The following is a 26,215-nucleotide window of genomic DNA, read 5'->3' on the forward strand; positions in this document are numbered from 1 at the left end:
CGGCACGGTGCAGGCGCTACGGGCGCCGGTGGCCGAGCCGGTGCTCGGTCGTCAGGTCCCGCTTGTCGAGCACCGCGTCGAACTCGGCGAGCGGCTTCGCCTTCGCCGGGTCCGCCTGGACGGCGGCCGGGGAGACGCCCGCCCAGCGCAGGATGGCGGCGGTGGCCGTGGCGTTCTCGGCCGGGACGAGACCGGCGACGGTCGCCCCGTGGTTGCCGCCGGGCACGGTGAAGACGTGACTGTCACGGGCTCCGCGGCCGAGCCGGAAGCGCTCCGCGCCGTAGGGGTCGTTCTCCCCGTACACGTACAGCATGTGGTCGGCGTGGTGCTGCACCCAGTTGTCGATGTCACGCATCGCCCCGGGCCGGAACTTCATCGGGATGGAGCGCGGCACGAAGGTGCGCGGCGGCTGGTAGCCGTAGCGGCTCAGCTTGCCGAGCCAGGGCTGCTTGATGTCGGGCGAGCCGAGCTGGGTGCCCGCCTGGTAGTAGTACGGCGTGTACGTCTCCAGGCCCTGGTCGGCGTAGGCGGAGAAGCCGGAGATCGAGTCGACGGAGTCCCAGATCGCCTGGTCCGTGGCGGACTTGGCGTCGGCCGGGAGGGAGTCGCAGTCGGCGAGCAGGCTGTACTGCCAGAACGCCCAGACGTAGTCCATGACGACGGCTTCGTACGCCTTGTCGAGCGAGCCGACGGTGTTGAAGGTGTAGCCGTTGTCTGCGGCGTACTGCCGGTACTTCTTCTCCAGCGGCTCCCGGCGGACGAGCGCCTGGCGCTGTACGCCGTTCAGCTTGTCGCGGCACTCCTTGGTCCCGACGTTCGCCAGGAACCGGTCGTACGTCGAGTCCTCCTTGTCGACCACGTCGTTGGGCGCGACGTAAGCGACGACACCGTCCATGTCCTTCGGGTAGTAGCGCTCGTAGTACGTGGCCGTCATGCCGCCCTTGGAACCGCCGGTGGTCAGCCAGTTCTTCGAGTAGATCTTCTTCAGCGCGGTGAAGACCCGGTGCTGGTCGCTGGCGGCCTGCCAGATGTCGAGCTTGGACCAGTCGGCGGGCGACGGGCGCGACGGGGTGAAGAACCGGTACTCCAGCGAGACCTGGTTGCCGTCCACGATCCGGGTCGGCTCGGAGCGGCTCGGGTTGGTGGAGACGTTGTATCCGCTGGTGAAGAACACCGTCGGGCGGGAGGTGTCCTTGTGCAGCAGGGTGATCCGCTGCTTGAACGTTCCCTTGGACGGGTGCCGGTGGTCGACCGGCTGGGTGTAGTCGAGGACGAAGTAGCGGTAGCCCGGGTAGGGCTTCTCCTCGATCAGGCTCATTCCCGGGATGGCCAGGATGCGGTCCTTGATGTCCGTACTCGTACCGGTGTCACCGACGGCGGAACGGAGCGCGGCCGGTTCTGCGGCGGTGGCCGCCCCGGCGGAGGCACCCGTCGCACTCACTGTGCCGATGAGCATCGCGAGCGACAGGACACCTCTGAGAGCCTTGCGCATTCTCACCCTCCCCTTGATTCACAACAGACCACGTGAACCTAGCGGGGCAACACCGGTGCCGCCAGACCCCCTTGCCGTGCGCCCGGCCACGTCACCCGGTCAGCACAGGATCCAGCCCGTGGTGCCCGTCTTCCCCGAGATCGTGCCGGACACCCGGACGCACCGGTTCAGCGCGTGGACCGTCACCGGACCGGCCTGCTGCGTGAAGTTGCCCTTGTCGACGACGGGGTGGCCGCCGCGCGGCTGGATCTGTACGGACATCTTGCGGCGCGCACCGGGCTTGACGGCGACCGCGAGGGCGCAGGCGTAGGAGCGGGTCCGGTAGACGCGCAGCTCGCCGGTGCCGAACTTCAGGGTCTTCGCGGGGCGTCCGGCGCAGACCGACGCGGCGTTCGCACCGGTCGCCCCGATGCCGCCGGCGAGCACCCCGAGGGCGGTGGCCAGGGCGAGTACCAGCAGCCGCGCGGAGCCCCCGCGCCCCGTGCGCCCGTCCGGCACCCCGGCCCGTCCGTTCGTCGCTCTTGTCACCAGCCACCCCATCGCATCGTCGAACACATGCGCCTCTTTCCGACGCATGCGCATATCTGCGTACGACGCCGGAGGCCATCCGGAGGTTGCACCGGGCGTGCTCCACATTCCGGGCAACCAAATCGCCACACGATGGCTCCAACAGGACAGAGCCATACGAAAGGAAGGCACCCTCATGACCCGACTCAGCACCACCCGGCACCCCCGCGGCCGCCGCGTCATCGGCCGCACCCTGCTCGCGGCCACGCTCCTGACCGCGGTCGCCGCCGTCCCGGCCGCCGCTGCCGTCGCACCCCAGCGGACGACCACCGCCGCGGCCCGCGACGACGTCTCAGAGGCGGAGGCCCAGCAGGTCTCCCACTTCTACGCCTCGTACCTCGACGCCGTCGCCGCGGAGGACGGCGGCAACCTCGCCACCGCGCTCCGCGGCTTCTACCTCACGCCCGAGCTGCGCCAGGAGCTGCGCGCCTGGGAGAAGACCAACCACGCCGACGGCGTGCTGCGCGCCCAGGACGTCCCGGCCGCCTTCCGCGTCACCGCGGGCGACAGCGGCGCCGGCCACGCCTGGACGCACGTCCGGCTCACCTGGGGTTCGGTCGCCCACCCGACGTACACGAACCTGACCGTGCAGTCGGAGCTGGGCACCGGGAAGATCTCCGGCATCCGCGGATAGCCCCGGACGGGCCCCGCGACTGCTCCCCGCTCAGACCCCGGCGGGCTCGTCCTCCCCTATGAAGGTGCGCCACAGCACGGCGTACTTCCCGTCCAGGGCGAGGAGTTCGTCGTGCGTGCCGTCCTCGACGACCCGGCCGTGGTCCATCACCACGACCCGGTCGGCGCGGGCGGCGGTGGTCAGCCGGTGGGCGACGACCAGGGTGGTGCGCCGGCCGGCCAGCCGGTCCGTCGCCTGGTTCACCAGCGCCTCGCTGGCCAGGTCGAGGGAGGCGGTGGCCTCGTCGAGCAGCAGGATGTCCGGATCGACGAGTTCGGCGCGGGCGAGTGCGATCAGCTGCCGCTGTCCGGCGGAGAGGTTGCGGCCCCGCTCCGCGACCTCGTGGAGGTAGCCGCCGTCCAGGGTGGCGATCATGTCGTGCGCGCCGACCGCCCTGGACGCCGCCTCCACCTGCGCGTCGGTGGCCTCCGGCCGCCCGTACGCGATGGCGTCGCGGACCGTGCCCGCGAAGAGGTACGCCTCCTGCGGGACGACTCCGAGCCGGTGCCGGTACGCGGTGAGGCCGAGGTGGCGCAGATCGGTGCCGTCCGCCGTGACCCGGCCGGCCGTCGGGTCGTAGAACCGGGCGACGAGCTTGACCAGGGTGGACTTGCCCGCGCCGGTCTCGCCGACGAACGCGACCGTCTGGCCGGCCGGGATCCGCAGGTCGACCCCGGTGAGCGCGGCCTCCTCCCCGGTGTACGCGAACGACACGTCCTCGAACGCGATCTCGCCGCGCAGCGACAGCACGTCCAGCGGTTCGTCCCGGTCGGCGGTGGACGTCGGCTCCTGGAGGAGCTCCTGGATCCGGCCGAGCGAGACGGTGGCCTGCTGGTAGCCGTCGAAGACCTGGGACAGCTGCTGCACGGGGGCGAAGAACAGATCGATGTAGAGCAGGTAGGCGACGAGAGCGCCCGTGGTGAGCGTGCCGTTGTCGACCCGTCCCGCGCCGACGATCAGCACCGCCGCCGCGGCCACCGAAGACAGGAGCTGGACGAACGGGAAGTAGACCGAGATCAGCCACTGGCCGCGGACCCGGGCCTCGCGGTAGTAGTCGCTGCGCCCGGCGAACCGCGCGGCCCCGTCCCGCTCGCGGCGGAAGGCCTGCACGATCCGGAGCCCGGAGACGGACTCCTGGAGGTCGGCGTTGACGGCGCTGATGCGCTCACGGGCCAGCTCGTACGCCTTGACGCTGCTGCGGCGGAAGAAGACCGTGCCGATGATCAGCACGGGCAGGGTCGCGAAGACCACCAGGGCCAGTTCGACGTCCAGGACCAGCAGCGCGACCATGATCCCGAAGAAGGTGACGACGGAGACGAAGGCCGTGACCAGTCCGGTCTGCAGGAACGTGGACAGCGCGTCCACGTCCGTCGTCATCCGGGTCATGATCCGGCCGGTCAGCTCGCGCTCGTAGTAGTCGAGGCCGAGGCGCTGGAGCTGCGCGAAGATCTTCAGCCGCAGTGAGTAGAGCACCCGCTCGCCGGTGCGGCCCGTCATCCGGGTCTCACCGATCTGGGCCGCCCACTGCACCAGCACGACGGCGAGGCCGAGGGCGGATGCCGCCCAGACCGCGCCGAGTGCCAGCTGGGTGACGCCCTCGTCGATGCCGTTCCTGATCAGCACCGGCAGGAGGAGACCCGCCCCGGCGTCCACGGCCACCAGCGCGAGGCTGACCAGCAGCGGAAGCCCGAAGCCGCGCAGCAGCCGGCGGAGCCCGTACGACTCCTCCGCGTGTACGGCGCGGGCCTCGTCGACGTCCGGGGTGTCGGTCGCCGGGGGCAGGGCGTCGACCTGGGCGAGGAGCTCGGGGGTGGCGGGGGTGCCGGCCGCGTCGGCCTCACGGGCCTGCTCCTTGCGGACCCACAGCTGGGGGGTGATGCCGCGCTCGGCGTCGAATTCGGCGTCCAGCTCGTCCTGGAGCGCGCGGTCGTCGGCGGGGTCCGCGGCGGGGGCGGCAGGGCGGTGGCCGGGCGAGGTGGAGCCCAGTTCGTCCGGGTCGGTGAGCAGCCGCCGGTAGAGCGGGGAGCGGCGCTCCAGCTCCTCGTGCGTGCCGATGTCCGCGAGCCGGCCGTTCTCCAGGACGGCGATCCGGTCCGCGAGGTTGAGGGTGGAGCGGCGGTGGGCGATCAGCAGCGTCGTACGGCCCGCCATCACGCCTCGCAGCGCCTCGTGGATCTCGTGCTCGACCCGGGCGTCGACGGCGGAGGTGGCGTCGTCCAGGAGGAGGAGCCGGGGGTCGGTGAGGATGGCGCGGGCGAGCGCGACGCGCTGGCGCTGGCCGCCGGAGAGGGTCAGCCCCTGCTCGCCGACCTCGGTCCCGTACCCCTTGGGCAGTTCGGCGATGAAGCGGTGGGCCTGGGCGGCGCGGGCGGCCCGTTCGATCTGCTCGTCGGTGGCGTCCGGGAGCCCGTAGGCGATGTTGGCGCGGATGGTGTCGGAGAACAGGAAGCTGTCCTCCGGTACGAGGCCGATGGCGGCCCGCAGCGAGTCGAGGGTGAGCTCGCGGACGTCGTGGCCGCCGACCAGGACCGCGCCGTGCGTCACGTCGTAGAAGCGCGGCAGGAGCATCGAGACGGTGGACTTGCCGCTGCCGGACGCGCCGACGACGGCGACGGTCTCGCCGGGTTCGATGGTGAGCGAGAAGCCGTCGAGGACGGGGCGGTCATCGTCATAGCCGAACCGGACGTCGTCGAACTCGACGCTGGCCCTGGCGTCGGTGGGGAGCTGCTTGGTGCCGTCCCGCATCGACGGCTCGGTGTCGATGAGTTCGAGTACGCGTTCCACTCCGGCGCGGGCCTGCTGTCCCACGGTGAGGACCATGGCGAGCATCCGGACCGGGCCGACGAGCTGGGCGAGGTAGGTGGAGAACGCGACGAACGTGCCGAGGGTGATCTCGCCCCGGGTGGCGAGCCAGCCGCCGAGGGCCAGCATGGCGACCTGGCCGAGCGCGGGGACGGCCTGGAGGGCGGGGGTGTAGCGGGAGTTCAGCCGGATGGTGCGCAGCCGCCCGGCGAAGAGCCGGCGTCCTACCTCGCGCAGCTTGCCGGTCTCCTGGTCCTCCTGCCCGAACCCCTTGACGACGCGGACGCCGGAGACGGCCCCGTCGACGACTCCGGCCACGGCCGCGGCCTGCGACTGGGCGTACCAGGTGGCGGGGAAGAGCCGGGTGCGGGAGCGGCGGGCGATGTACCAGAGCGCGGGGGCGACGGCCACGGCGACGAGGGTCAGCAGCGGCGAGAGCGACGCCATGATCACCAGGGAGAGCAGGAAGAGCAGCACGTTCCCGATGGTCATCGGGAGCATGAACAGCAGCCCCTGGATCAGCTGGAGGTCGCTGGTGGCGCGCCCGACGACCTGTCCGGTGGAGAGCTCGTCCTGCCGCTTGCCGTCGAGGCGGGTGATCGTCCCGTAGATCTCGGTCCGCAGGTCGTGCTGGACGTCCAGGGCGAGCCGGCCGCCGTAGTAGCGGCGGATGTACGTGGAGACGTACACGAGCGCGGCGGCCCCGACCAGCAGTCCGGTCCAGACGGCCAGGGAACGGGTGTGGTTGCCGACCACGTCGTCGATGATCACCTTGGTGATCAGCGGGACCAGGGCCATCACCGCCATTCCGGCGAGCGACGAGCCGAGCGACAGGAGCACGTTGCGCCGGTACCGCCAGGCGTAACCGATCAGCCTGCGCGCCCAGCCACGGGGCTGCCGCCCGTCGTCTGTCTCCCCTGCGTCCGACACCCGATGCCTCCCGTTCGACCTGCGCTTCCGGAAGGCACCAACAGGGCGGGGGGCGGATTTCATCCCTCCGCAACAAATACCCGCCCTTGGGCCTAGGCCTGTCGTCTCAGTGTGCTTCCTCGGTGGCGCGGGAGTCGGTGAGGGAGAGTGCGCCTCCGGCCGCGATCAGGCCGACGACGACCGCGAGTATCGCGTAGGTGATCCGCTCGCCGTGGAAGAACGACGCCACCAGGGCGTCGCTCCAGGTGCCCGCGGGCAGCTGGGTGGTGACCAGTACGGCGATCAGGGTGCCGACCACGGCGGTGCCGATGCTGCTGCCGACCTCCTGGGCGGTGTCGTTGAGCGCCGTTCCGATCGAGGTGCGGTTGGACGGCATCGCGTCGACGAGTGCGATGGCGCAGATCGTCATGACGGTGCGCAGCCCGATGGTCATCACGACCATGCAGAGCGCTATGACGCCGTACCCGTGGTCGACGCCCCAGGACAGTCCGGCCAGGGAGCCGGCCAGGCAGGCGGCGCCGACCAGGCAGGCGACGCGGTGGCCGAACCGTGCCGCGAGCCATTCGGACAGGGGGGTCGCGAGGATCATGGTCACGATGAGCGGCAGGTTCGCCAGTCCGGCCCGTACGGGGCTCCATCCGTAGGCGTACTGGAAGTGGAGGATCAGGCCGAACATCACGGCGGCCATCGCGATGGCCGTGCCGATCTGTGCGATGGCGGCGCCCCGGACGGTGCCGTTGGAGAAGAGGCGCAGGTCCAGCATCGGCGCGGCGCTGCGGCGCTCGTGCCACACGAAGGCCAGACCCGCGACGAGGGCGCCGAGGAGCGAGGCGAGGGTGGCCGCGGAGAGCCAGCCGTGCTCGACGCCGCTGGTCAGCGAGTAGCAGGCGAGGCCGATGGTGGCGACGCTCAGGACGGCGCCCGGCAGGTCGAGCTTGTCGCGGGTCAGGTCCTGCGGCCGGTCGGCCGGGACGCCGAGGCGGACGCCGATGGCCGCGATCAGCGCGATCGGGGCGTTGACGAGCAGCAGCCACTGCCACCGCACGTGGGCCAGGGCGGTGCCTCCCAGCAGCGGGCCCAGGACGAAGCCGGACATGCCGACGATGATCATCAGCGTCATGGCGCGCATCCGCAGCGCCTTGTCGTCGAAGAGCCGGAAGACCAGCGAGTTGGTGATGGGGGCCATCGCCGCGGCGGCGATACCGAGGCCGGCCCGCAGGGTGATGAGCTGCCCCGCGGTGGAGACCGCGGCGACGCCCAGGCTGAGCAGGCCGAACACCGCGAGGCCGACCAGCAGCACGCGTCGGCGGCCGAGCCGGTCGGCCATGGAGCCCGCCGTCAGCAGCAGGCCGCCGAACGTCAGCGAGTAGGCGCCGGTGACCCACTGCAGCGCGGTCGTGCCGCTGCCGAGGTCCCGGCCGATCGTGGGCAGGGCGATCGAGAGCAGGGTGTTGTCGACCATCTCGACGAAGAAGGCCAGACAGAGCGCGGCCAGCGGGATCCATGCGGCGCGCAGGGACGGATAGGTGCGTTGCGCGGCGGGCGCGGTGGCGGTGGTGGTCATGACGGGCCTCCTTCCGGAACGTCTCCGGGTATCGAACGATGTTCTAGAATAGAACGTGGTTCGACCATAGAACGTAGTTCGATAAATGCGCAAGCTGTGATTGGATGGGAGACATGACAGGCCCGCGACCACGACCCGCCGATCGCCCTTCCCGAGGACGTCAGCGTGGATCGCACTCCATCGAGGCCGTTCTCTCGGCGGCCGTGGCCCTGCTCGACGAGGCCGGCGAGCCGGCACTGACCCTCCGCGCCCTCGCCGCCCGGCTCGGCACGGGCGTCGGCAGCATCTACTGGTACGTCTCCGGCAAGGACGAACTGCTCGACCGCGCCATCGACCATGTGCTCGGCGGGGTGCTGACCACCGTCGAGCGGCAGAGCAGCAGCGGCGACCCGATCGACGACCTGCGCGTGATGGCCGTGACCCTGTTCGACGCGGTCGTGGACCGGCCGTGGCTGGGTGCGCACTTCATGCGGAACATCGACGTCGAGGGCAATGCCTTGCGGCTCTACGAGGAGCTGGGGCAGAAGACGCTCCGGCTCGGCCTCACGCCCCGGCAGCGGTTCCACGCCGTGACGGCGATCGTGGGCGTCGTGGTCGCCAACGCCGCCGACATGGGGCAGGAACCGCCCCAGGAGGTGGTCGAGGGCCTCGTGGGCCGCGAGGAGTTCCTCGGCCGCTACGCCGCGACGTGGCGCAAGCTCGACGCCGGGACGTATCCGTTCCTGCACGACATCGTCGACGAGTTCGACGGGCACGACGACAAGGACCAGTTCCTCGCCGGGCTGGAGCTGACGCTGTCGGGACTCCGCCTCCAGGCCCAGGCCGGGGCCTGACACATCCCGGTCCCCCGGCCCGCGCTCAGCGGCTCGGCACGGCGGCGTCCAGGTGGCTCGCGTAGCGCGCGTTCAGGTCCTTGTGCACGGCCCGCGCCACCGCCTGGATGGTGTGGACGCCGTCGTTCATCGTCCTGTTGTCCTGGGTGAGCACCGAGAGCGCGTAGTCGTGGCCCCGGCCCGTGAAGGCGCCGATGCTGTGCACCCGCCAGCCGTGGGTGGACCGCCGCAGCCAGCCGTTCTTGAGCTGGACGGTGGCCGAGGCCGGGGCCCCGGCCGGTGTCCCCCAGCGCTGCGAGGGGACGACCTTGCCCATCAGCCCAAGCTCGTAGGCGCGGGCCCTGTCGCTGAGCACCGGGTTCGCCGCCGTGAGCAGGGCCAGCAGCCGCTGCTCGTCCTGGGCGGTGATCCGGGTGAGCCCCCAGTAGCCGCCGGACCCGGGTGTCGTGTGCGTCATCCCGGCCGTCTTGAGGAAGGCCTTGATCCTGGTGGCGCCGAGCTGCTTCCACAGGCTGGTGGTGGCGTTGTTGTCGGACTTGGTGATCATGGCGGTGCTGAGGTCGGTCTCGCGCCGCGTGAGGTGGCGGTGGTGCGTGGCGCTGTCCCGGAGCAGCGCGGCCAGCACGGTCGCCTTCACGACGCTGGCGGAGTCGTACGCCGATGTGGACCGCAGCGTGCACGTGGTGCCGGTGGTCCGGTCGTGGAGCGCCAGCGCGGTGGTCGACCCGCGCCCGCCGAGCGCCGCGGTGATGTCCTTCGACAGCCGGGCGGCGAGCCCGGACCTGCCGGAGGCGCAGCTCACCGCCGGCGTCGCGGCTGCGGCGGGCGCCGCGCCGAGCGCCACGGCCGCGAGCACGGTGACGGCCAGCGCGGCGGCGGGTGCGGGCCCGGCACGGCGGGATACGTGGGATGCGGTCATAGTGTGCCGGGATCAACGCGACGCGCCCGGAGCCGTTACGGTTCCGGGCGCGTCGCGTTCGACCACCTCAGAGGTGCGGGTTCCTCAGAGGTGCGTTTCTCAGAAGTGCGTCTTTCTCAGAGGTGCGTCGGCTCGAACATCCTGAGCAGCGCGGGGAGCACCACGACCGAGGGGCCGGGCTGCGCGAAGGACTTGGCCAGGTCGGCGGCGAGCGTCTGCGGGCTCGTACGGACCGCGGGGACGCCGAAGGACTCGGCCAGGGCCACGAAGTCCGGTCGGGACAGCTCCGTGCCGGTGGTCTCGCCGAAGGCGTCGGTCATGTACTCGCGCAGGATGCCGTAGCCGCCGTCGTCCACGATCAGCCAGGTGACCGGGAGGTCGTACTGGCGGGCGGTGGCCAGTTCCGCGAGGGAGTACATCGCGCCGCCGTCGCCGGAGACCGCGAGGACGGGCTTCGTGCGGTCGGCCGCCGCCGCGCCGATCGCCGCCGGGAATCCGTAGCCGAGGCCGCCCGCGCCCTGGGCGGAGTGCATGGTGTTGGGGTGCCGGGCGTCGAAGGCGGACCAGGCCCAGTAGGCGAGGATCGTCATGTCCCAGAAGCTGGGGGACGTGTCGGGCAGGGCCGCCCGGATCTCGCCGAGGAGGTGCTGCTCCAGGGTGCGTTCCTGGGCGTCGATCCTGTCCCGTACCCGGCCGAGCACCTCCCGGACGCGCTCGGCGGCGGTCGGGTCCTCGCGCGGGGTGACGGCTTCGAGGAGGTCTGCCAGGGCGTCCCTGGCGTCGGCGTGGATGCCGAGCGCCGGATGGTTGGACTCCAGCTTCCCGGCGTCGGCCTCGATCTGGACGACCCGGCCGCGCGGGGCGAACGTGTAGTAGTTCGAGGAGAGTTCACCCAGTCCGGAGCCGACGACCAGCAGGACGTCGGCGTCCTCCAGGAAGTCCGTCGTGTGCCGGTCCTCCAGCCAGGACTGGAGCGAGAGCGGGTGCTCCCACGGGAAGGCGCCCTTGCCCCCGAAGGTGGTGACGACCGGGGCACTGGTCTTCTCCGCGAGCGCGCGCAGCTTGCCGGATGCGTCGGAGCGCACGACCCCGCCGCCCGCGATGATCGCGGGCCGCTCGGCGTTCGACAGCAGATGGGCCGCCACCGCGATGAGTTCGGGACGGGCGTGCAGTTCGCGCGGGGTGGCGTCCATCGCCGTGACGACGGGCAGCGTCGTCTCGGCCAGCAGCACGTCCTGCGGGATCTCGACCCAGACCGGGCCGTGCGGGGCCGTCAGCGCGGACTCCCAGGCGGCGGCGATCGCGGACGGGATCTGCGAGGCTGTACGCACCGTGTGGACGGACTTCACGATGTCCCGGAACGACGCCTTCTGGTCGCGCAGTTCGTGCAGATAGCCGTGGCGGCCGCCGCCGAGTCCCGCCGCCGGGATCTGGCTGGAGATCGCGAGCACAGGGGCGGAGGCCGCGGCCGCCTCCTGGAGCGCGGCGAGCGAGGTGAGCGCGCCGGGGCCGGTGGACAGCAGGAGCGGGGCGACCTCGCCGGTGACGCGGCCGTAGGCGTCGGCGGCGAAGCCCGCGTTGTTCTCGACGCGCAGGCCGACGTAGCCGAGGGACGAGCGGCGCAGCGCGTCGAACATGCCGAGCGCGTGCTGTCCGGGCAGCCCGAAGACGGTGGTCGCGCCGAGCCCCTGGAGGGTCTCGACGACGAGGTCGCCGCCGTTGCGTCCTGGCGGGGGGGCCAGCGCGGCGGCGATCTGCTCGGGGGTGAGCTCGGGCCGCTCGTCGTGGTGGTCGTGGCTCACTTCGTCCGGGCCTCTGCAATCTGGCGGGTCATGATCGTCGTCAGCTCGTACGCCGTGTGGGAGGCGGCGACGGAGGTGATCTCGGCGTGATCGTACGCGGGGGCGACCTCGACCAGGTCGGCGGAGACCAGGTTGCAGGAGGACAGCCCGCGCACGATTTCGAGCAGCTCGCGGGAGGTGAGGCCGCCGGCCTCCGGGGTGCCGGTGCCGGGGGCGTGCGCCGGGTCCAGGACGTCGATGTCGATGGAGATGTAGAGCGGCCGGTCACCGATGCGCTGCCGGAGCTGGTCGGCGATCTCGTCGACGCCGCGCCGCATGACGTCGGCGGAGGTCACGATCCCGAAGCCCATCTTGGCGTCGTCGGTGAGGTCCTGCTTGCCGTACAGCGGGCCGCGGGTGCCGACGTGGGAGAGCGCGGAGGTGTCGAGGATGCCCTCCTCGACGGCCCGGCGGAACGGGGTGCCGTGGGTGTACTCGGCGCCGAAGTAGGTGTCCCAGGTGTCCAGGTGCGCGTCGAAGTGGAGCAGCGCGACGGGGCCGTGCTTCTTGGCGACGGAGCGCAGCAGCGGCAGCGCGATGGTGTGGTCGCCGCCGAGCGTCATCAGCCGGGCGCCGGTGGAGAGCAGATCGTCGGCCGCGGCCTCGATCGTCTCGACGGCCTCGTTGATGTCGAACGGGTTGGCCGCGATGTCTCCGGCGTCCGCGACCTGCGCGAGGGCGAACGGGGAGGCGTCCTGTGCCGGGTTGTACGGGCGCAGCAGCCGCGAGGCCTCCCGGATCGCGTTGCCGCCGAAGCGGGCGCCGGGCCGGTAGGAGACCCCGGTGTCGAAGGGCACGCCGACCACGGCGACGTCCGTCGTCCCGACCTCGTCGAGGCGGGGCAGCCGGGCGAACGTCGCGGGCCCGGCGTACCGGGGGACGCGGGAGGAGTCGACGGGGCCGCGCGGCGTCTCTGTGCTGCTCATGGGGTGGGTGGCCTTTCCTTCGATTCCTGTGATTCCAGTGATTCCTGCGGCAACGCGCTGCTTCTTCGGTCTGCCGGATCTCCCGGAGCGGCCCGGAAGCACGCGCACGGGTCCATGGACGACGGTAAGCGGCCGGGAAGCCGGCCTGAAGTGTGCGTTTCATCCATTCTCATCGATCGGAAGGGATGAAATATCCACACCTGAGCTCCTGGCTGCCGACATTCGGCTTGTGCTGGGGGCGGACTCCCGGCGAGCTCAGGAACGCACGGCCCGGCGCTCCCTAGGATCGGGGCCACGATCATGACCACCGGGAGTTCGGATGAGCGAGAACGCACGGCCGGAGCCCGGTCACTCGCCCCAGAGACTGACCTTCTTCACGGACTCGATCTTCGCGATCGCCATGACGCTGCTGGCCGTGGAGCTGAAGCGGCCGGACCAGGAGCAGCTGGAGTCGTCCGCTGCGCTGGGCCGCTTTCTGGTGGACCAGCGGAGCTCCTTCCTGGCGTTCGCGCTGGCGTTCGTCCTCCTCTGGTCGGTGTGGCGCCGTCACCACCAGCTGATGGACCGGATCCACGTGCTGTCGAACACCTTCACGTTCTGGCACGCGCCGTTCCTGCTGCTGGTCGCGTTCCTGCCGTTCCCGACGGCCGTCATCGGGGCGACGATCACCAATCCCATGGCGCAGACCCTCTTCGCCGGCACGATGGCGGGCATCTTCTTCTGCGAGGTGGCCCTCAAGGAGGTCTCGGCCGCCTCCGGGCTCGTCATCGGCGACGCCGCGGAGGCCCGCGCACACGCCAACGGTTCGTGGGCGGTGGCCCTCTGGTTCGTCCTGAGCCTCGGCCTCGCCTGGGTGTTCCCGTACGCCTACGTCCTGTGGTTCTTCGCGCCGCTGGCCGCCGGCCGCGGCAGACGGCTCGTCTCCCGCCTGCGCAGCCGCCGTTCGACCGGGCATGACGGGGGCGCGCGGCACGGGGACTGACCGCCGAGGAGCCGAGGGGGCGGTCAGCCCGCGACCGCTTCCTCCACCCGCTCGGCCGGCTCCGGCTCCCCGCCGCGCCCCGCCAGCCGCTCGCGCCAGGCGGCCAGGACCGCCGCGTCCGTCGGCTTCGTGGCCAGCGAGACGATGACGTAGACGGCGAGCGAGGCCAGCAGCCCGTAGTAGACCGGCTCGTTCGCGAGGATTCCGTACCCGGCCATCAGCCCGATCACCGCGAGGCCGCCCACCGCCACGGCGGCCAGCGCCCCGGCCGCCGTGCCCCGGCGCCACAGCAGGCCGCCGAGGATCGGCACCAGCAGTCCGCCGACGAGCAGGTTGTAGGCGACGGTCAGGGCCTCGACCACGTTGTTCAACGCGATGGCGATGAGGATCACCGCGATGCCCATGATCAGGATGAAGGCGCGGTTGCCCTTCACCTCGTCGTGTTCCTCTTCGTGTTCCGCGCCGTCCCCGCCCCGGGTGACCACGCCCTTGAACCGGGACCAGATGTCGTTGTTGGCCACCGTCGCGCAGGCGATCAGCGCGCCGGAGGAGGTGGACATCACCGCGGCGAGCGCGGCGGCCAGGACCAGACCGCGTACGCCCACCGGGAGTTCGTCCTTGACGATGGTCGCGAAGGCGGCGTCCGCGGTGGGCAGCTTCGGGTACATGACCTTGGCCGCCGTGCCGATGACGGCGCCCGCGACCGCGTACACCAGGCAGTACGTACCGGCGACCGTCCCTCCCAGCCGGGCCACGCGGTCGCTGCGGGCGGTGAACACCCGCTGCCAGATGTCCTGGCCGATCAGCATGCCGAAGGTGTAGATCAGCACGTACGTGAAGATCGTCTCGCCGCCGATGCCGAGCGGGTCGAAGTAATCGGTGGGCAGCTTGGCCTTCATCTCACTGAAGCCGCCGGCCTTGACCACCGCGATCGGCAGCAGGAGCAGCAGCACGCCGATGGTCTTGACGACGAACTGGACCATGTCCGTGAGCGTGATCGACCACATGCCGCCGAGCGTCGAGTACGCGACGACGATGGTGCCGCCGAGGATGATCGCGACGGTCCGGTTCATGTCGAAGAGGACGTCGAAGATGGTGGCGTACGCGATGGTCGAGGTGACCGCGAGCATCAGCGTGTACGCCCACATGACGATGCCGGAGATGAGCCCGGCCCGGCCGCCGTAGCGCAGGTCGAGCATCTCGGAGACGGTGTAGACCTTCAGCCGCGCGATGCGGGCGGAGAAGAACACGGAGAGGGCGAGCAGCCCGAGGCCGATGGTGAAGACCATCCAGGCGCCGGAGAGTCCGTACTGGTAGCCGAGGCCGACCCCGCCGATCGTGGAGGCGCCGCCGAGGACGATGGCGGCCATGGTGCCGGAGTACATCCAGGGGCCGAGCCGGCGGCCCGCCACCAGGAACTCGCTCTTGGACTTGGCGCGGCGCATGCCCCACCAGCCCATGGCGAGCATGCCGGCCAGATAGACGACGATCACGGCGTAGTCGACTGCCATGGGCTTCCCTCCGTCTCGTTGCACAAGGTTCGGGTCTGGGTTCGGGGCCCGGGATCCGGGCGTGGTGAAGACGGTAGGTGGCCGGGAAGCCGCGCTGAAGTGTACGTTTCATCCATTCTCGACGCACCGAACGGATGAACCCTCCATGCCGGAACTCCCCACCGGACCAACGGCACCACAAGCACCACCGGCGGCACCGGCCCCGACCGCCCCGCCGACCCCGCCCATCCCGCTGACCGGGCTGCTGGCCAGGGAGGAGCTCGGGCTGCGCCGCATCGCGGGGCCCGCGGAGGCGGAGCTGCTGTGGGTGCACACCTCGGAGATGGCCGACCCGTATCCGTACCTGCTCGGCGGTGAGCTGCTGCTGAGCGCCGGGGTGCTGCTCACGGACCCGGACACCTATGTGTCCCGGCTGGTGGAGGCGGGGGCGGCGGCGCTCGGTTTCGGGGTGCGGCCGGTGCACGAGACGGTGCCCGAGGAGCTGATCGCGGCGTGCGAACGGCACGGGCTGCCGCTGATCGAGGTACCGCCCGAGACCCCGTTCACGGCGATCGCCCGCGCGGTGTGGCAGCTGATGGCCCAGGCCCGGGTACGCGAGCTGCGCCGGGTGACGCGCGCCCAGCAGGCCCTGGCGACGGCGGCGGCCAGGACCGATCCGGTGCCGGCCGTGCTGCACCAGCTGGCGGCCCAGCTGGAGGGGCGGGCGGTCCTGCTCACGGCCGACGGCGAGGAACTGCACGCGGCCGGCCGGACACCGGCCCCCGACGTACGGGCCGCGCTCGCCCGGCTCTCCCGGGTGGTCGCGCCGGTCGTACGCCCCGCGCCCGCCTCGGCCACCGACACCCTGGGCGCCACCCATCTCGCCGCGTACGCGCTGGGCGGCGGGCAGGGGCTCGTCCTGACCCTGGCGACGGAGCGGCGCGAGGCGGGCGACCACACCATCGCGGGGGTCGCGGTCGTCCTGCTCTCCCTGCTGGCCGCCCCGCACCAGGGCGCCGACGCCGCCGGCCGCTCGGCCGCCCTGGTCCGGCTGCTGCTGGGCGCGGACCCGGCAGGCGTCGCCCCGCTGCTGGGCGGCGCGGAGCGGTGGACGGTGGTGCACGCGCGCCGGGGCGGCGGCGACCCGGTGGACCCGCTCACGGCCGGGGCACTCGGCGCGGCCCTGGGCTCGGCGCTGGTCGACGCGGGCCGGAGCGGTGCGGCGGTACGGGTGCTGGTGCCCGGCGAGGACCGGATCACCCCGCAGCCAGGCTGGACGCTCGGCGCCTCCGCCCCCGCCGCGATCACCGCACTGGACACGGCCGACGCCCAGGCCGCGCGCGCCCTCGGCCGCGCGGAGGCGACCCGCACCCCGCTGGCCCACCACCGCACGGACACCGGCCGCGGCCTCGCCGCCCTGGTCCCCCAGGAAGCCGCCCGGGCCCACGCCCGCGCCCTGCTGGCCCCGCTCACCGAACCCCTCGCCGAGACGCTGCGCTGCTGGCTGAGCCTGCACGGCAGCTGGGACCGCACGGCGACCGCCCTCCGGGTCCACCGCAACACGGTGCGCCAGCGCATCGGGCGGTGCGCGGTGCTGCTGGGGGCGGACCTGGACGACATGGACGTACGGGCGGAGCTGTGGTTCGCGCTCCGGCAGGGGTGATCAGGGGCGCGGATCGGGGGCGTCGGCGGACGGCCGGTTCCGGCGGGATGCGGTGTCCTGACCGACGGCCCATGGCATATGTTGCAGTGGCAAAGGGGGGCTCATGGCACGGGATTACGACAGTCAGCTGCTGGAATCGGTGGGAGTGCGCCGACGCAGGATGCGCGACGCGCTCCTGTTCGGCGCCCAGCGCGCGCGGCGCACGGCGGACGAACGGCTCGGGAAGGTGTTCGCGGGAATCGCGATCACCGCTGTGCTGTGCGCGGGGTGCGTGGGCTGGTCCTTTCTCCAGCACACCCTGGACAAACAGAAGGCCGAACAACAGAAGCAGCAGCGCCAGGCCCAGCAGTACGAGGACCCCGCGCACTCGCCCCCGCCGACGGCCCCACCCTCGTCCGGCTCCGCCCGATAGACCGCGCGGCGGACGCGGCCCCGACGGGGGCGGCACGCCGGCCTGTGACGCGGTGGGGAATTCGCGAAGTACCGGGGCGGGACATCACCGGCGAGAGACCACCAAAGGAATTTCGCCAAGTTCGGGACCGCGGAAGAACGCACAGCGCACTTTGCCCAATTAGCCCGAAATTCCGGAAATTCGCGATGGTAGGTTTGCGCAAGTGGCGAGCACAGCAATGACTTCCCGGGCGGAAATGAGCCGGGTGACCCTGGTCGGCGAGCGGCGCCGGGCCGATATCGTGCTGCCCTCGGACACTCCTGTCGGGCAACTCCTGCCGGACATCCTGCAACTGCTGGACGACCGGGCCGCATCGCGGCCGCTGACCCGGCAGTTGATCACCTCCGACGGCTCGGCCCTGCCGCACGACAGCACCCTGGCGTCGGCCGGCATCGGGGACGGCGCCGTACTCCGGCTCGTCCGGGCCCATGCCGCGCCACCGGCCCCGGTGGTCCACGACGTCACCGACCTGGTGGCCGACAGCCTCGACCTGCAGGCCTGGCGCTGGAGCCCCCGCGCACGGCGGGCAGGCGCGGGGGCGACGACCGTGGTCTTCGCGGTGATCGCGGCACTGCTCGCCCGACGCGAGTTCCCGCTCGCCGCTCTGGCCGGAGCTCTCTCGGTCGTCACCCTCGCCCTCGTCGTGGCGGGTGCGCTCGTCGCGCGGCTCGGCCGGGGCAATCGCGGTCTGGCGACCGCGCTGCTGTTCGTCTCCGCCGGGCTCGCCGTCCTCACCGCCTGGACCGCCGCCGACGCCTACGACTGGTCCGGGGCGCTCCGGCTGGCCGCGGTGGCGGGCGCGGTCACCGTATCGCTGGCACTGCTCGGCTTCTTCTCGCCGTTGGGCCGGGGCGGCCTCATCGGGGCCACGGCGACGGCGGCCCTCACCGTCGTCTGGGAGAGCGTGGCCGCCGTCGAACCGGACCCGGCCCGGCTCGGTGCCGTCATGGCGGTGGTCTCCGTGGTCCTGCTCGGCGTGCTGCCTCGGCTCGCCCTGATGGCATCCGGCCTCACCGCACTCGACGACCGGCGCTCGGGCGGTGTGTCCGTCAGCCGTCACGACGTGGGCAACGCACTCGCCGCCACACATCGCGGGCTCGCCCTCGCCACCTTGGCCACCTCGGTGTCGGCGGCCTCCGCGGGCTGGCTCCTCACCCTGGCCGACCGGCCGACCGTGTGGACGGTACTGCTGCCCTCGCTCGTCGCCGTGGTGCTCCTGTCCCGGGCCCGAGCCTTCCCGCTGGTGGCCGAGGTGGTGACGCTCTTCGCCGCCGCCGCCGTCCTCCTCGTCCGCCTGGTGATGCTGTGGGCGGAGCAGTCCGGCGGCGCCGGGCCCGTCGCGGTGCTGTGCGCGGCGGCGCTGCTGCCCCTGCTCGCCCTGGCCGTCGAGCCGCCCGAGCACGTGCGGGTCCGGCTGCGGCGCACGGCCGACCTGGTCGAGTCCATCGCCGTAGTGGGGCTCTTCCCGCTCGCCATCGGCGTGTTCGGCATGTACGGACAGCTCCTCAACAAGTTCTGACGTCTCAGACTCCACATGTGCGGGCGCTCCGGGCGGGGCATCGAACCGGGGAAGCCGGAGAAGAAGGGCTGACATGCCGAACGCGGACAACTGGCAGGGCGATGTGCTGCGCGACCTGGGGAACCCCGCCGCGCAGAGGGCCGCGGGCCCCGACGTCCGGCCCGCGGCGGCGCCCGCCCCGTCCCAGCCACAACCACAGCCACCCGTCCCGGTCCAGCAGCCGGCGCGGGCCGGCACCAGGCGCTCGCCGACACCGGACTCGCGGGCTGTGGTGGACGAGGCGCTGGCCGCTGCGGCCCGCCGGCCGCTGCGTGGCGAGCCGGTCACCGTACGGGCCTCGCGTGCGCTGCGCCGCATCGTCTCCTCCTCCGTGGCACGCGAGGTCGCCGAGCTCACCCGTACCGCCGAACTGCTCCAGCAGCCGGTGACGACGGGGCGGCAGATCGCCGTCACCTCCATCCGGGGCGGCGCGGGCAAGACGACCGTCGCCGCACTGCTCGGCACGGCGTACGCGCACTACCGCCAGGACCCGGTCCTGCTGGTCGAGGCCGATCCGGCCCTCGGCTCGCTGCCGTTGCGGCTCGGCGCCGAGACGCTGCGCTGGACCACGGCCGATCTGGCGGACATCGTGCAGCCGCAGATGTCACTGCTCGACGTCACCGGCTACCTCGTCCAGCTCCCGGACAACGCCTGGCTGCTGCCCGGCAGCCAGGGCCGGATCGGGACGATGCTGGACACCCCGACGTACGAGCGGGTCATGGTGGCGCTGCGACGCTACTTCGGCGTGACGGTCGTCGACTGCGAGACGCTGCCCGCCGAGGTCGCCCGGGTCGCTCTCTCGGCCGCCCAGGCCCGGGTACTGGCCGCGCCCGCCACGCTGGACGGTGTCGCGAGTACGTACGCCGTGCTGCAGTGGATGCAGGGACTGCCCCGCCAGGTGATCGAGGGGACGCTGGTCGTGCTCTCCAGCATGACGGCGCGTCCGGGCGTCGACCTGGACAAGGCCGCCGAGAGACTCGGCTCCACCGGTGCGGGCGTTCATGTCCTGCCCTACGACCGTCACCTGGCGGCGGGCGGTGCGCTCAACACCGAGCTGCTCGCGCGGCCGACCCGGCTGGCGGCCACCCGGCTGGCGGCCGAGGTGTTCCAGCTCTCCCAGAAGCGCCGGTGACCCCGATGCCGCCCAGGAACCGCCGGCCGGCCGTGAACACCGGACGGAACCGATGAGTACCCGACTGATCCACCGCCCCGCCCGGACCACCCGCCCGCCGGCTGCGTCGGCGCCCCGCACCATCGAGGCGCCGCCCAATCTTCCCGAGGGGAAGGCGGGGAACATCGCGATGTCGCTGCTGCCGGTCGCCGGGGTCATGTCGTCCGTCGTGATGATGACGGTCGTCCGCAACAGCCAGTTCGCCGGACTCGGCGCGATCATCCTCGTGGTCACCGTCATCGGCTCGGTGGCCCTGCTCCTCTCCCAGCGCGGCAAGGCCCAGCGCACCCGCCGTACGCAGCGCGAGGCCTACCTCGCCTATGTGGAGGACCTGCGGGAGGAGTTGTCGGCGGAGGAGCGCTCGCGGCGCGAGCGGGCCGATGTGCTGAACCCGTCCCCGTACGCCCTCTACGACATCGTGCGCGACCCGGCCCGCCTCTGGGAGCGGCGCAGGGCCGACGACGACTTCCTGCGGGTACGGGTCGGCACCGGCGAGATGCCCGTGCGGGACCTGCGGATCGCCGAGCCGGGTTCGTCCGTCCTCACCCCTCCCGACCTCTTCATGCTCAACGAGGCCTCGGCCCTGGTGAACCGGTTCCGCAACGGCACCGAGCTCCCGCTGACCGTCCCGCTCGACCGGGCCGGCAATATCAGCGTGATCGGCCCGCGCGAGGACTGCCTGCGGGTCGCCCGCGCCCTGGTCGTCCAGACGGCGGCCCTGCACGCACCCGACGACGTGGCCATCGCCGTCGCGGCGCCGGGCGAGCGCATAGCGGACTGGGAGTGGGCCAAGTGGCTTCCGCACCTGCTCGACTCCGAGCAGTTCGACGGGCCGGTCGCCGCCCGCCGCATGGCGCCCTCCGCACCCCAGCTGGCCCGCCGGCTCGGTGCCGAGCTGCGCCGCCGGGCCTCGTACGCCGCCGAGGTCCGGCGCGGACTGGCCGGTCAGGACGCGCTGTCCATGAACTCCCGGCTGCTCGTCATCACCGACGGGCACGGCGAGGACGCCGTGGACCTGCCCCGCCCCGACGACGCGGTCGGTCTGCGCGAGATGGGCGTCAGCGTGCTGCACCTGCTCGAACAGCGGGTGCACGAACCGGGACACGTCAACGTACGCATCACCGTCGACGGCTCCGGTGTGACCATCGAGGACCTGCGGGAGCCGGAGCCCGTCCTGGCCCACGGCACGGTGGACCAGGTCGGCATTCCCTTCGCCGAGGGGCTCACCCGGATGCTCGCACCGCTGCGGCTGTCCGCCGAGTCCCTGGTGGACGCCCCGCTCTCCGGCCCGGTCGAGTTCGCCGCGATGCTCGGCATCGACGACGTGGCCCGGCTCGACCTGGCGCGGCTCTGGGCGCCGCGCGGGGAGCGGGCCTTCCTGCGCGTCCCCATCGGGATCAGCGACTCCCACGAGCCGGTGCTCCTGGACCTCAAGGAGTCCTCCGAGCTCGGCATGGGGCCGCACGGGCTGTGCGTGGGCGCCACCGGTTCGGGGAAGTCGGAGCTGCTGCGGACCCTGGTCCTCGGCCTGGCAGCCACCCATCCGCCCGAGGAACTCGCTCTCGTCCTGGTCGACTACAAGGGCGGTGCCACCTTCGCGCCCTTCGCCGGTCTGCCGCACGTCGCGGGGGTCATCACCAACCTGGAGAACCAGGCCGGGCTGGTCGAACGCGTCCACTCCTCGCTCGCCGGGGAGGTCAAGCGCCGCCAGCAGGCGCTGAAGGACGCGGGCAACGTGGCCGACATCGGGGACTACGCGGCGCTGCGCGCACAGAAGCAGCCCAACCTGGACCCGCTGCCCCACCTCTTCGTCGTGATCGACGAGTTCGGCGAACTGCTCACCGCGAAGCCCGACTTCATCGATCTGTTCCTCTCCATCGGCCGGATCGGGCGCTCCATCGGTGTCCATCTCCTGCTCTCCAGCCAGCGGATCGAGGGCGGCCGGCTGAAGGGCCTGGAGACCTACCTCTCCTACCGGCTCGGCCTGCGGACCTTCTCCGCGGACGAGTCGCGCACGGTCCTGGACACCACGGACGCGTTCCACCTGCCGCCGCTGCCCGGTTTCGGCTATCTCAAGGTCGACACCAGCCACTACACCCGGTTCAAGGCCGGTTATGTCTCGGGCGGTTACCACGGTCCCGCCCAGCACGCCGACGAGGAGGAGACCGGGCCCCTGGCGCTGGCCTACGAGGCGTTCAACACCCTGTCCGGACCGGCCGGCGCCCCGGAGTCCCAGGAACCGGCATCCCGTCGCCGCGAGACCGGTCCGACCGAACTCGGCATCATGGTCGACCAGTTGACCGGCGCCGCACCCGGGGTGCGCAGCATCTGGCTGCCCCCGCTGCCCGCCGCGGTCGCTCTGGACACGGTCGCCGGGCCGCTGGACGTCGGCCTGCGCGGGATGCGCCTGGCCGGGGCGCGGCCGGGCGGCGGCAGGCCCGGCGCGCGGCAGACGGGTCCGCTCCTGGTGCCGCTCGGCCTGCTGGACGACCCGGCCAGGCAGTGGCAGGGCCAGTGGCTCCTGGACCTCACCGTGGCCGGCGGGCACGCTGCCGTGATCGGCGGCCCGCAGTCCGGCAGGACGACGCTCCTGCGCACCCTCGTGCTCTCCCTCGCACTGACCCACACCCCGCAGGAGGTCGGTGTCTACGGACTCGACCTGGTCGGCGGCGGCCTCCAGGCACTGTCGGAGCTGCCGCATGTGGGAGGCGTCGCGGGCCGTGCGGACCGGGAGCGGGCGGCACGCACCGTCGAGGAGGTCCGCGCCATGCTAACCGTGCGCGAGAACCTCTTCCGGGAGCACGGCATCGACTCGGTCGAGCAGCTGCGCACCCTGCACGCGGCGGGCCGGCTGCCGCGGCTGGCATCGGCCGAGATCCTCCTCGTGATCGACGGTTTCGGCGCGCTGCGCGACGAGTTCGACGACCTCGACGACGCGGTCGCGGACATCCTCAAGCGCGGCGGCGGCTACGGAATCCACGTCGTCGCGAGCATGTTGCGCTGGAACGACGTACGTATCGCCGTCCAGTCCAACTTCGGCACCCGGATCGAGCTGCGTCTGAACGATCCCGGTGAGTCGAGCATCGACCGCAAGCTCGCCGCGACCCTCTCCCCCGACGAGCCGGGCCGCGTCCTCACCGACGGCAAGCTCTTCGCCCAGGTCGCCCTCCCGCGTACCGACGGCCTGGCCGACACGGCGGACCTGGGGGCGGTACTGGAGCGCACGGCCCGAACGGTGCGGGCCACCTGGCACGGTGAAGTCGCCCAGCCCGTCCGGGTGCTGCCCCACGTCCTGGAGCCGCGGCTGCTGCCGGGCCCGGTCGCCGAGCCTCGCCGGGTTCCCGTCGGGCTCGACCAGTCGGCCCTGGCGCCGGTCCTGCTCGACCTGTTCGGGCACGACCAGCACCTTTTGGTCCTGGGGGACACCGAGTGCGGCAAGACGAACCTGCTGCGGGCGGTGGCGCACGGTCTCGTCGACCGGTACGGCGAGGACGATCTGGTGTTCGCCGTGATGGACCCCCGTCGATCCCTGCGCGGCGTGGTGCCGGAGGAGTTCAACGGGGGCTACGCGTACAACTCCAAGCTGTGCGCCGGTCTTTCCGCCGGGATCGCCACCGAGCTGGAGAAGCGGCTGCCCGACGAGAACGCCCGGCTGGAGGACCTGGAGCCGGGCAACTGGGGCAAGGGACCGCGCATCGTGGTCCTGGTCGACGACTACGACGTGCTGACGACCGCGGGCCAGTCGCCGCTCGCCGCGTTCCTCCCGTACATCCCGTCGGCGGTCGACATCGGCCTCCACTTCGTGCTGACACGACGCGTGGCCGGTGCCTCGCGCGGCGTGTACGAGCCGCTGGTGCAGGGCCTGCGGGAGTCGGGCGCCTCGGCGCTGGTGATGTCCGGCGACCGGAGCGAGGGCCAGCTCTTCCCCGGGGTCTACGCGTCACACCAGGCCCCGGGGCGCGGCCTGTTCATCCAGCGGGGCCGGCCCAACCGCCTGATCCAGACGGTGCACGTGCCGGAGGGCACCACGCGATGACCGACGACCGCCGAACGACGAGGAACCGGACGACTCCATGACGAAGGACGTCATCGCACTCACCACCCGTATGCCCGATCCGTGGAGCGTGCTCGCGGGCCTGCTCTCGGGCGGCCCGGACAAGTTGGTGGGCACCAGCGGCGACGGCGCCGTGGTGCAGCTCTGCGACGCACAGGGGCGCCCGCTCGTCTCGGTCGAGGCACCGCTGCTGGTGGCGGTCGAGGGTGAGGCGGAGCGGCTGCTCGGGGCGAGCGCGCCGCCGGTCCCGTACTGGTGGACCGAGGCCCGCGCCACGACGGGCGTCGCGGAGGCGGAACAGCTCGCGGGGACGTTCGCGACCCGGCTCGTCTCGCTGCTGGGCGGCTCCGCCTGGCCGCCGGACGCCGTCGGCTCGCTCGCGGTGGTGCCGAGCGACGGGGTGAGCGTCGCCGCGGCGCCGGCCGCCGCGCAGCCCGCCGTGGACGTGCTCACAGACAAGGTCGCCGTCGTCATCCAGGACCGTCCGGTGGTCGCGATGACGGCCTGGCTCTCCGACGCCTTCCGGGCGGCGGCCGAGGCGGGGCTCGGCCTGCAGATCGTCAGCCCGGCGGGCACGACGCTCTCCCCCGCCGTACGTGACGTCCTCGGTGGATGGCCGTCGCGCTGGATCGTCCAGGACGAGCGTGACGGTTACTACGACGGCCTGACAGGGGCCGTACTGCGCTGGCAGGACGGCATGTTCGCGCCCGTCGTCGCCCCGGACGCGGCCGAGGACGCTCCCGTGGCGGCTGTCTTCCGGGACGTCGCGGACACCGGCGAGCGCCAGCTCGGTCTCACCTTCCGCATGGTCCACCCCGCGGACGACCGGCTCGTGCTCGGCGGCGGCCTGGAGACGGTGTGGCGGGCACTGACGGGGAATCCGCCGGCCGGTTGGGGCACCGCGGAACCGGCGAACCTTCCCTGGTCGCCGCGCCAGTTGACCGACCTGGCGCACCGCAGGGCGCCGGAACCGACGTGGCTCGTCGTGGTCGGCGGCCCGTCCCGGCCGGGCCTCGCCTCCGTACGCATCACCCGTACGGAGGCGGGCGTCGAGGAGCACGTCACGGTGGCGTTCGGGTACGGCAGCGGTGAGGAGTGCCCGGTGGACGCCCTGCCGGCCCTCGCGGAGGCGCTCGCGACCCGGCACCACCTCCAGTCGATGCTCGTACAGCTTCGCAAAGCGCGACGCGATATCGCGGTGCCGCCGCGCTTCGAGGGCCTGGGGGTCCCGCTGGCTTTCGTGCTCGGCGCGGAGGAGGTGCGCACGCTGCCCGGCGACCGGGCCCGCCGCACACCGCTGCCCGCGACGCCGGTGGCTCTCGGCCCGAAATCCCGCCCTGCGCTGTACTACCCGCTGCCGGGAGACCCCTCGGACCTGTCCGGATGGCTGGACTTCGAGCGCCTGATGCGCCACCTCAAGGGGGCGTAGCGGGTGCGCCCGGCGCAGTGGGCCGAATGTCACCCACGTCTGTCCGATTGCAGATTGCAGTAGCTATCAACGAGTTGATAGACATGGACACAAGCATGAAATCACGCGTTCGAGTGGGTGGGGGAAGCTGATGAAGTTCGACATGGGGGCGTCGGTCCTTTCGACGCTGATGTCGCAGTCGCAGGGTTCCAGTACGGATCTGGGCACGCTGATCCGTCAGTTGATCGCGGCGGCGGAGCCGCTGGAGGGCAAGTTCAACGGGGCCGGCAAGGTCGCGTTCGACGACTTCAAGAACCGTTCCGACGAGATCACTGCTGCGTTGAACGCCTCGCTGTCCGGGATCCTCGGCGGCCAGTCGGGAATGGACGCCGCGTTCGCCTCGGGTGACCAGGAGCAGGGCGACAACGCGAAGACGCAGATGTCGTCGGCCAACTTCGACGCGGCACGCTTCGGCGGCCGCTGACACCAGGTTCTGGATCTTTCGGCCGGAGCTCCGTTCCAGCCGGGATGTGCGTTATCTGACGGGGAGTGATGAATGATGGCGGGACACGCGGGAAACACCGACCGGCGTTCGTACGACACGGGCGCCTCCACCGAGGCCCAGGGCAACATCCAAGCGGTGATCGCTCAGCTTGAATTGGTGATCACAGCCCGGGACACCCAGGTGAAGACGGCGATGAGCGACTTCGCTGCCGACGGCGTGGCGGATGAGTACCACGGCAAGGAACTGCGGTGGAACGCGACCTCGCAGGAGGTCAGGAGCATCATCCAGCTGCTGCGTTCGACGCTGGAGAAGAACGACGGCACCGCCCAGCAGACGCTGGCGCGCGCGAAGGCAGCGGTCGACAACATCGGCTGAGCGGTTCGTCA

Annotated in this window: 19 protein-coding genes; 11 read left to right on the plus strand and 8 right to left on the minus strand. The window is 72.0% G+C overall.

Annotated features, from left to right (window positions below; translation table 11 throughout):
* Positions 1-16: 16 nt before the first annotated feature.
* Together OG892_RS13235 and OG892_RS13240 are read right to left on the minus strand one after the other, a co-directional pair.
* Positions 17-1,492: a S28 family serine protease gene (locus OG892_RS13235; protein WP_073739560.1), complete on the minus strand. Its 1,476-nt coding sequence runs from the start codon at positions 1,490-1,492 to the stop codon at positions 17-19.
* A 99-nt stretch (positions 1,493-1,591) separates the two neighbouring features.
* Complete coding sequence (locus tag OG892_RS13240; protein WP_073739639.1) at positions 1,592-2,020, minus strand: hypothetical protein; 429 nt, start codon at positions 2,018-2,020, stop codon at positions 1,592-1,594.
* A 175-nt stretch (positions 2,021-2,195) separates the two neighbouring features.
* Here OG892_RS13240 and OG892_RS13245 point away from each other — a divergent pair, with 175 nt between their 5' ends.
* Positions 2,196-2,693, plus strand: a complete 498-nt coding sequence (locus OG892_RS13245) for a hypothetical protein (RefSeq protein ID WP_371629245.1) — start codon at positions 2,196-2,198, stop codon at positions 2,691-2,693.
* Positions 2,694-2,723: 30 nt separating this feature from the next.
* On the opposite strand, the gene OG892_RS13250 is transcribed toward OG892_RS13245, so the two are convergent.
* A complete protein-coding gene (locus OG892_RS13250) occupies positions 2,724-6,464 on the minus strand; it encodes an ABC transporter ATP-binding protein (RefSeq protein WP_371629246.1) in 3,741 nt (1,246 codons plus the stop codon).
* Between the two features lie 106 nt (positions 6,465-6,570).
* Complete coding sequence (locus tag OG892_RS13255) at positions 6,571-8,028, minus strand: MFS transporter (RefSeq protein ID WP_073739554.1); 1,458 nt, start codon at positions 8,026-8,028, stop codon at positions 6,571-6,573.
* 179 nt (positions 8,029-8,207) lie between these two features.
* Here OG892_RS13255 and OG892_RS13260 point away from each other — a divergent pair, with 179 nt between their 5' ends.
* Positions 8,208-8,861: a TetR/AcrR family transcriptional regulator gene (locus OG892_RS13260; RefSeq protein ID WP_073739637.1), complete on the plus strand. Its 654-nt coding sequence runs from the start codon at positions 8,208-8,210 to the stop codon at positions 8,859-8,861.
* Between the two features lie 25 nt (positions 8,862-8,886).
* On the opposite strand, the gene OG892_RS13265 is transcribed toward OG892_RS13260, so the two are convergent.
* The 3 genes from OG892_RS13265 to speB form a co-directional block, all read right to left on the minus strand.
* Entirely contained in the window at positions 8,887-9,780 is an 894-nt protein-coding gene (locus OG892_RS13265; RefSeq protein WP_371629247.1) for a serine hydrolase, read from the minus strand.
* Between the two features lie 116 nt (positions 9,781-9,896).
* The gene (locus OG892_RS13270; RefSeq protein ID WP_371629248.1) at positions 9,897-11,582 is read right to left on the minus strand and encodes a thiamine pyrophosphate-binding protein; all 1,686 of its coding nucleotides are present in this window, start codon (positions 11,580-11,582) and stop codon (positions 9,897-9,899) included.
* On the minus strand, positions 11,579-12,547 hold the full coding sequence (speB, locus tag OG892_RS13275) for an agmatinase (RefSeq protein ID WP_328867015.1): 969 nt from the start codon (positions 12,545-12,547) through the stop codon (positions 11,579-11,581). Before speB ends, OG892_RS13270 begins: the two co-directional genes overlap by 4 nt.
* Positions 12,548-12,866: 319 nt before the next feature.
* Here speB and OG892_RS13280 point away from each other — a divergent pair, with 319 nt between their 5' ends.
* Positions 12,867-13,529 (plus strand): TMEM175 family protein, encoded by a 663-nt coding sequence (locus OG892_RS13280; protein WP_371629249.1) that lies wholly within the window; start codon positions 12,867-12,869, stop codon positions 13,527-13,529.
* A 23-nt stretch (positions 13,530-13,552) separates the two neighbouring features.
* Here OG892_RS13280 and OG892_RS13285 read toward each other — a convergent pair whose 3' ends face one another.
* Complete coding sequence (locus OG892_RS13285; protein ID WP_371629250.1) at positions 13,553-15,040, minus strand: sodium:solute symporter; 1,488 nt, start codon at positions 15,038-15,040, stop codon at positions 13,553-13,555.
* Positions 15,041-15,185: 145 nt separating this feature from the next.
* Between OG892_RS13285 and OG892_RS13290 the strand changes: the two genes are divergently transcribed.
* From OG892_RS13290 to OG892_RS13325, 8 genes are all read left to right on the plus strand, one after another.
* The gene (locus tag OG892_RS13290; RefSeq protein ID WP_371629251.1) at positions 15,186-16,682 is read left to right on the plus strand and encodes a PucR family transcriptional regulator; all 1,497 of its coding nucleotides are present in this window, start codon (positions 15,186-15,188) and stop codon (positions 16,680-16,682) included.
* A 103-nt stretch (positions 16,683-16,785) separates the two neighbouring features.
* Positions 16,786-17,094, plus strand: coding sequence for a hypothetical protein (locus OG892_RS13295; RefSeq protein ID WP_073739539.1), 309 nt, complete (start codon positions 16,786-16,788; stop codon positions 17,092-17,094).
* A 217-nt stretch (positions 17,095-17,311) separates the two neighbouring features.
* A complete protein-coding gene (gene eccD / locus OG892_RS13300; protein ID WP_371631630.1) occupies positions 17,312-18,652 on the plus strand; it encodes a type VII secretion integral membrane protein EccD in 1,341 nt (446 codons plus the stop codon).
* A gap of 73 nt (positions 18,653-18,725) precedes the next feature.
* On the plus strand, positions 18,726-19,823 hold the full coding sequence (locus OG892_RS13305; protein WP_371629252.1) for a MinD/ParA family protein: 1,098 nt from the start codon (positions 18,726-18,728) through the stop codon (positions 19,821-19,823).
* Positions 19,824-19,875: 52 nt separating this feature from the next.
* Entirely contained in the window at positions 19,876-23,898 is a 4,023-nt protein-coding gene (gene eccCa, locus OG892_RS13310) for a type VII secretion protein EccCa (protein ID WP_371629253.1), read from the plus strand.
* Between the two features lie 37 nt (positions 23,899-23,935).
* On the plus strand, positions 23,936-25,345 hold the full coding sequence (locus OG892_RS13315; protein ID WP_371629254.1) for a DUF6177 family protein: 1,410 nt from the start codon (positions 23,936-23,938) through the stop codon (positions 25,343-25,345).
* Between the two features lie 130 nt (positions 25,346-25,475).
* The gene (locus OG892_RS13320; RefSeq protein WP_073739529.1) at positions 25,476-25,808 is read left to right on the plus strand and encodes a hypothetical protein; all 333 of its coding nucleotides are present in this window, start codon (positions 25,476-25,478) and stop codon (positions 25,806-25,808) included.
* Positions 25,809-25,883: 75 nt separating this feature from the next.
* Positions 25,884-26,204, plus strand: coding sequence for a pore-forming ESAT-6 family protein (locus OG892_RS13325; protein WP_073739635.1), 321 nt, complete (start codon positions 25,884-25,886; stop codon positions 26,202-26,204).
* Positions 26,205-26,215 lie beyond the last annotated feature (11 nt).

This window comes from Streptomyces sp. NBC_00341 (assembly GCF_041435055.1).
GTDB lineage: Bacteria > Actinomycetota > Actinomycetes > Streptomycetales > Streptomycetaceae > Streptomyces.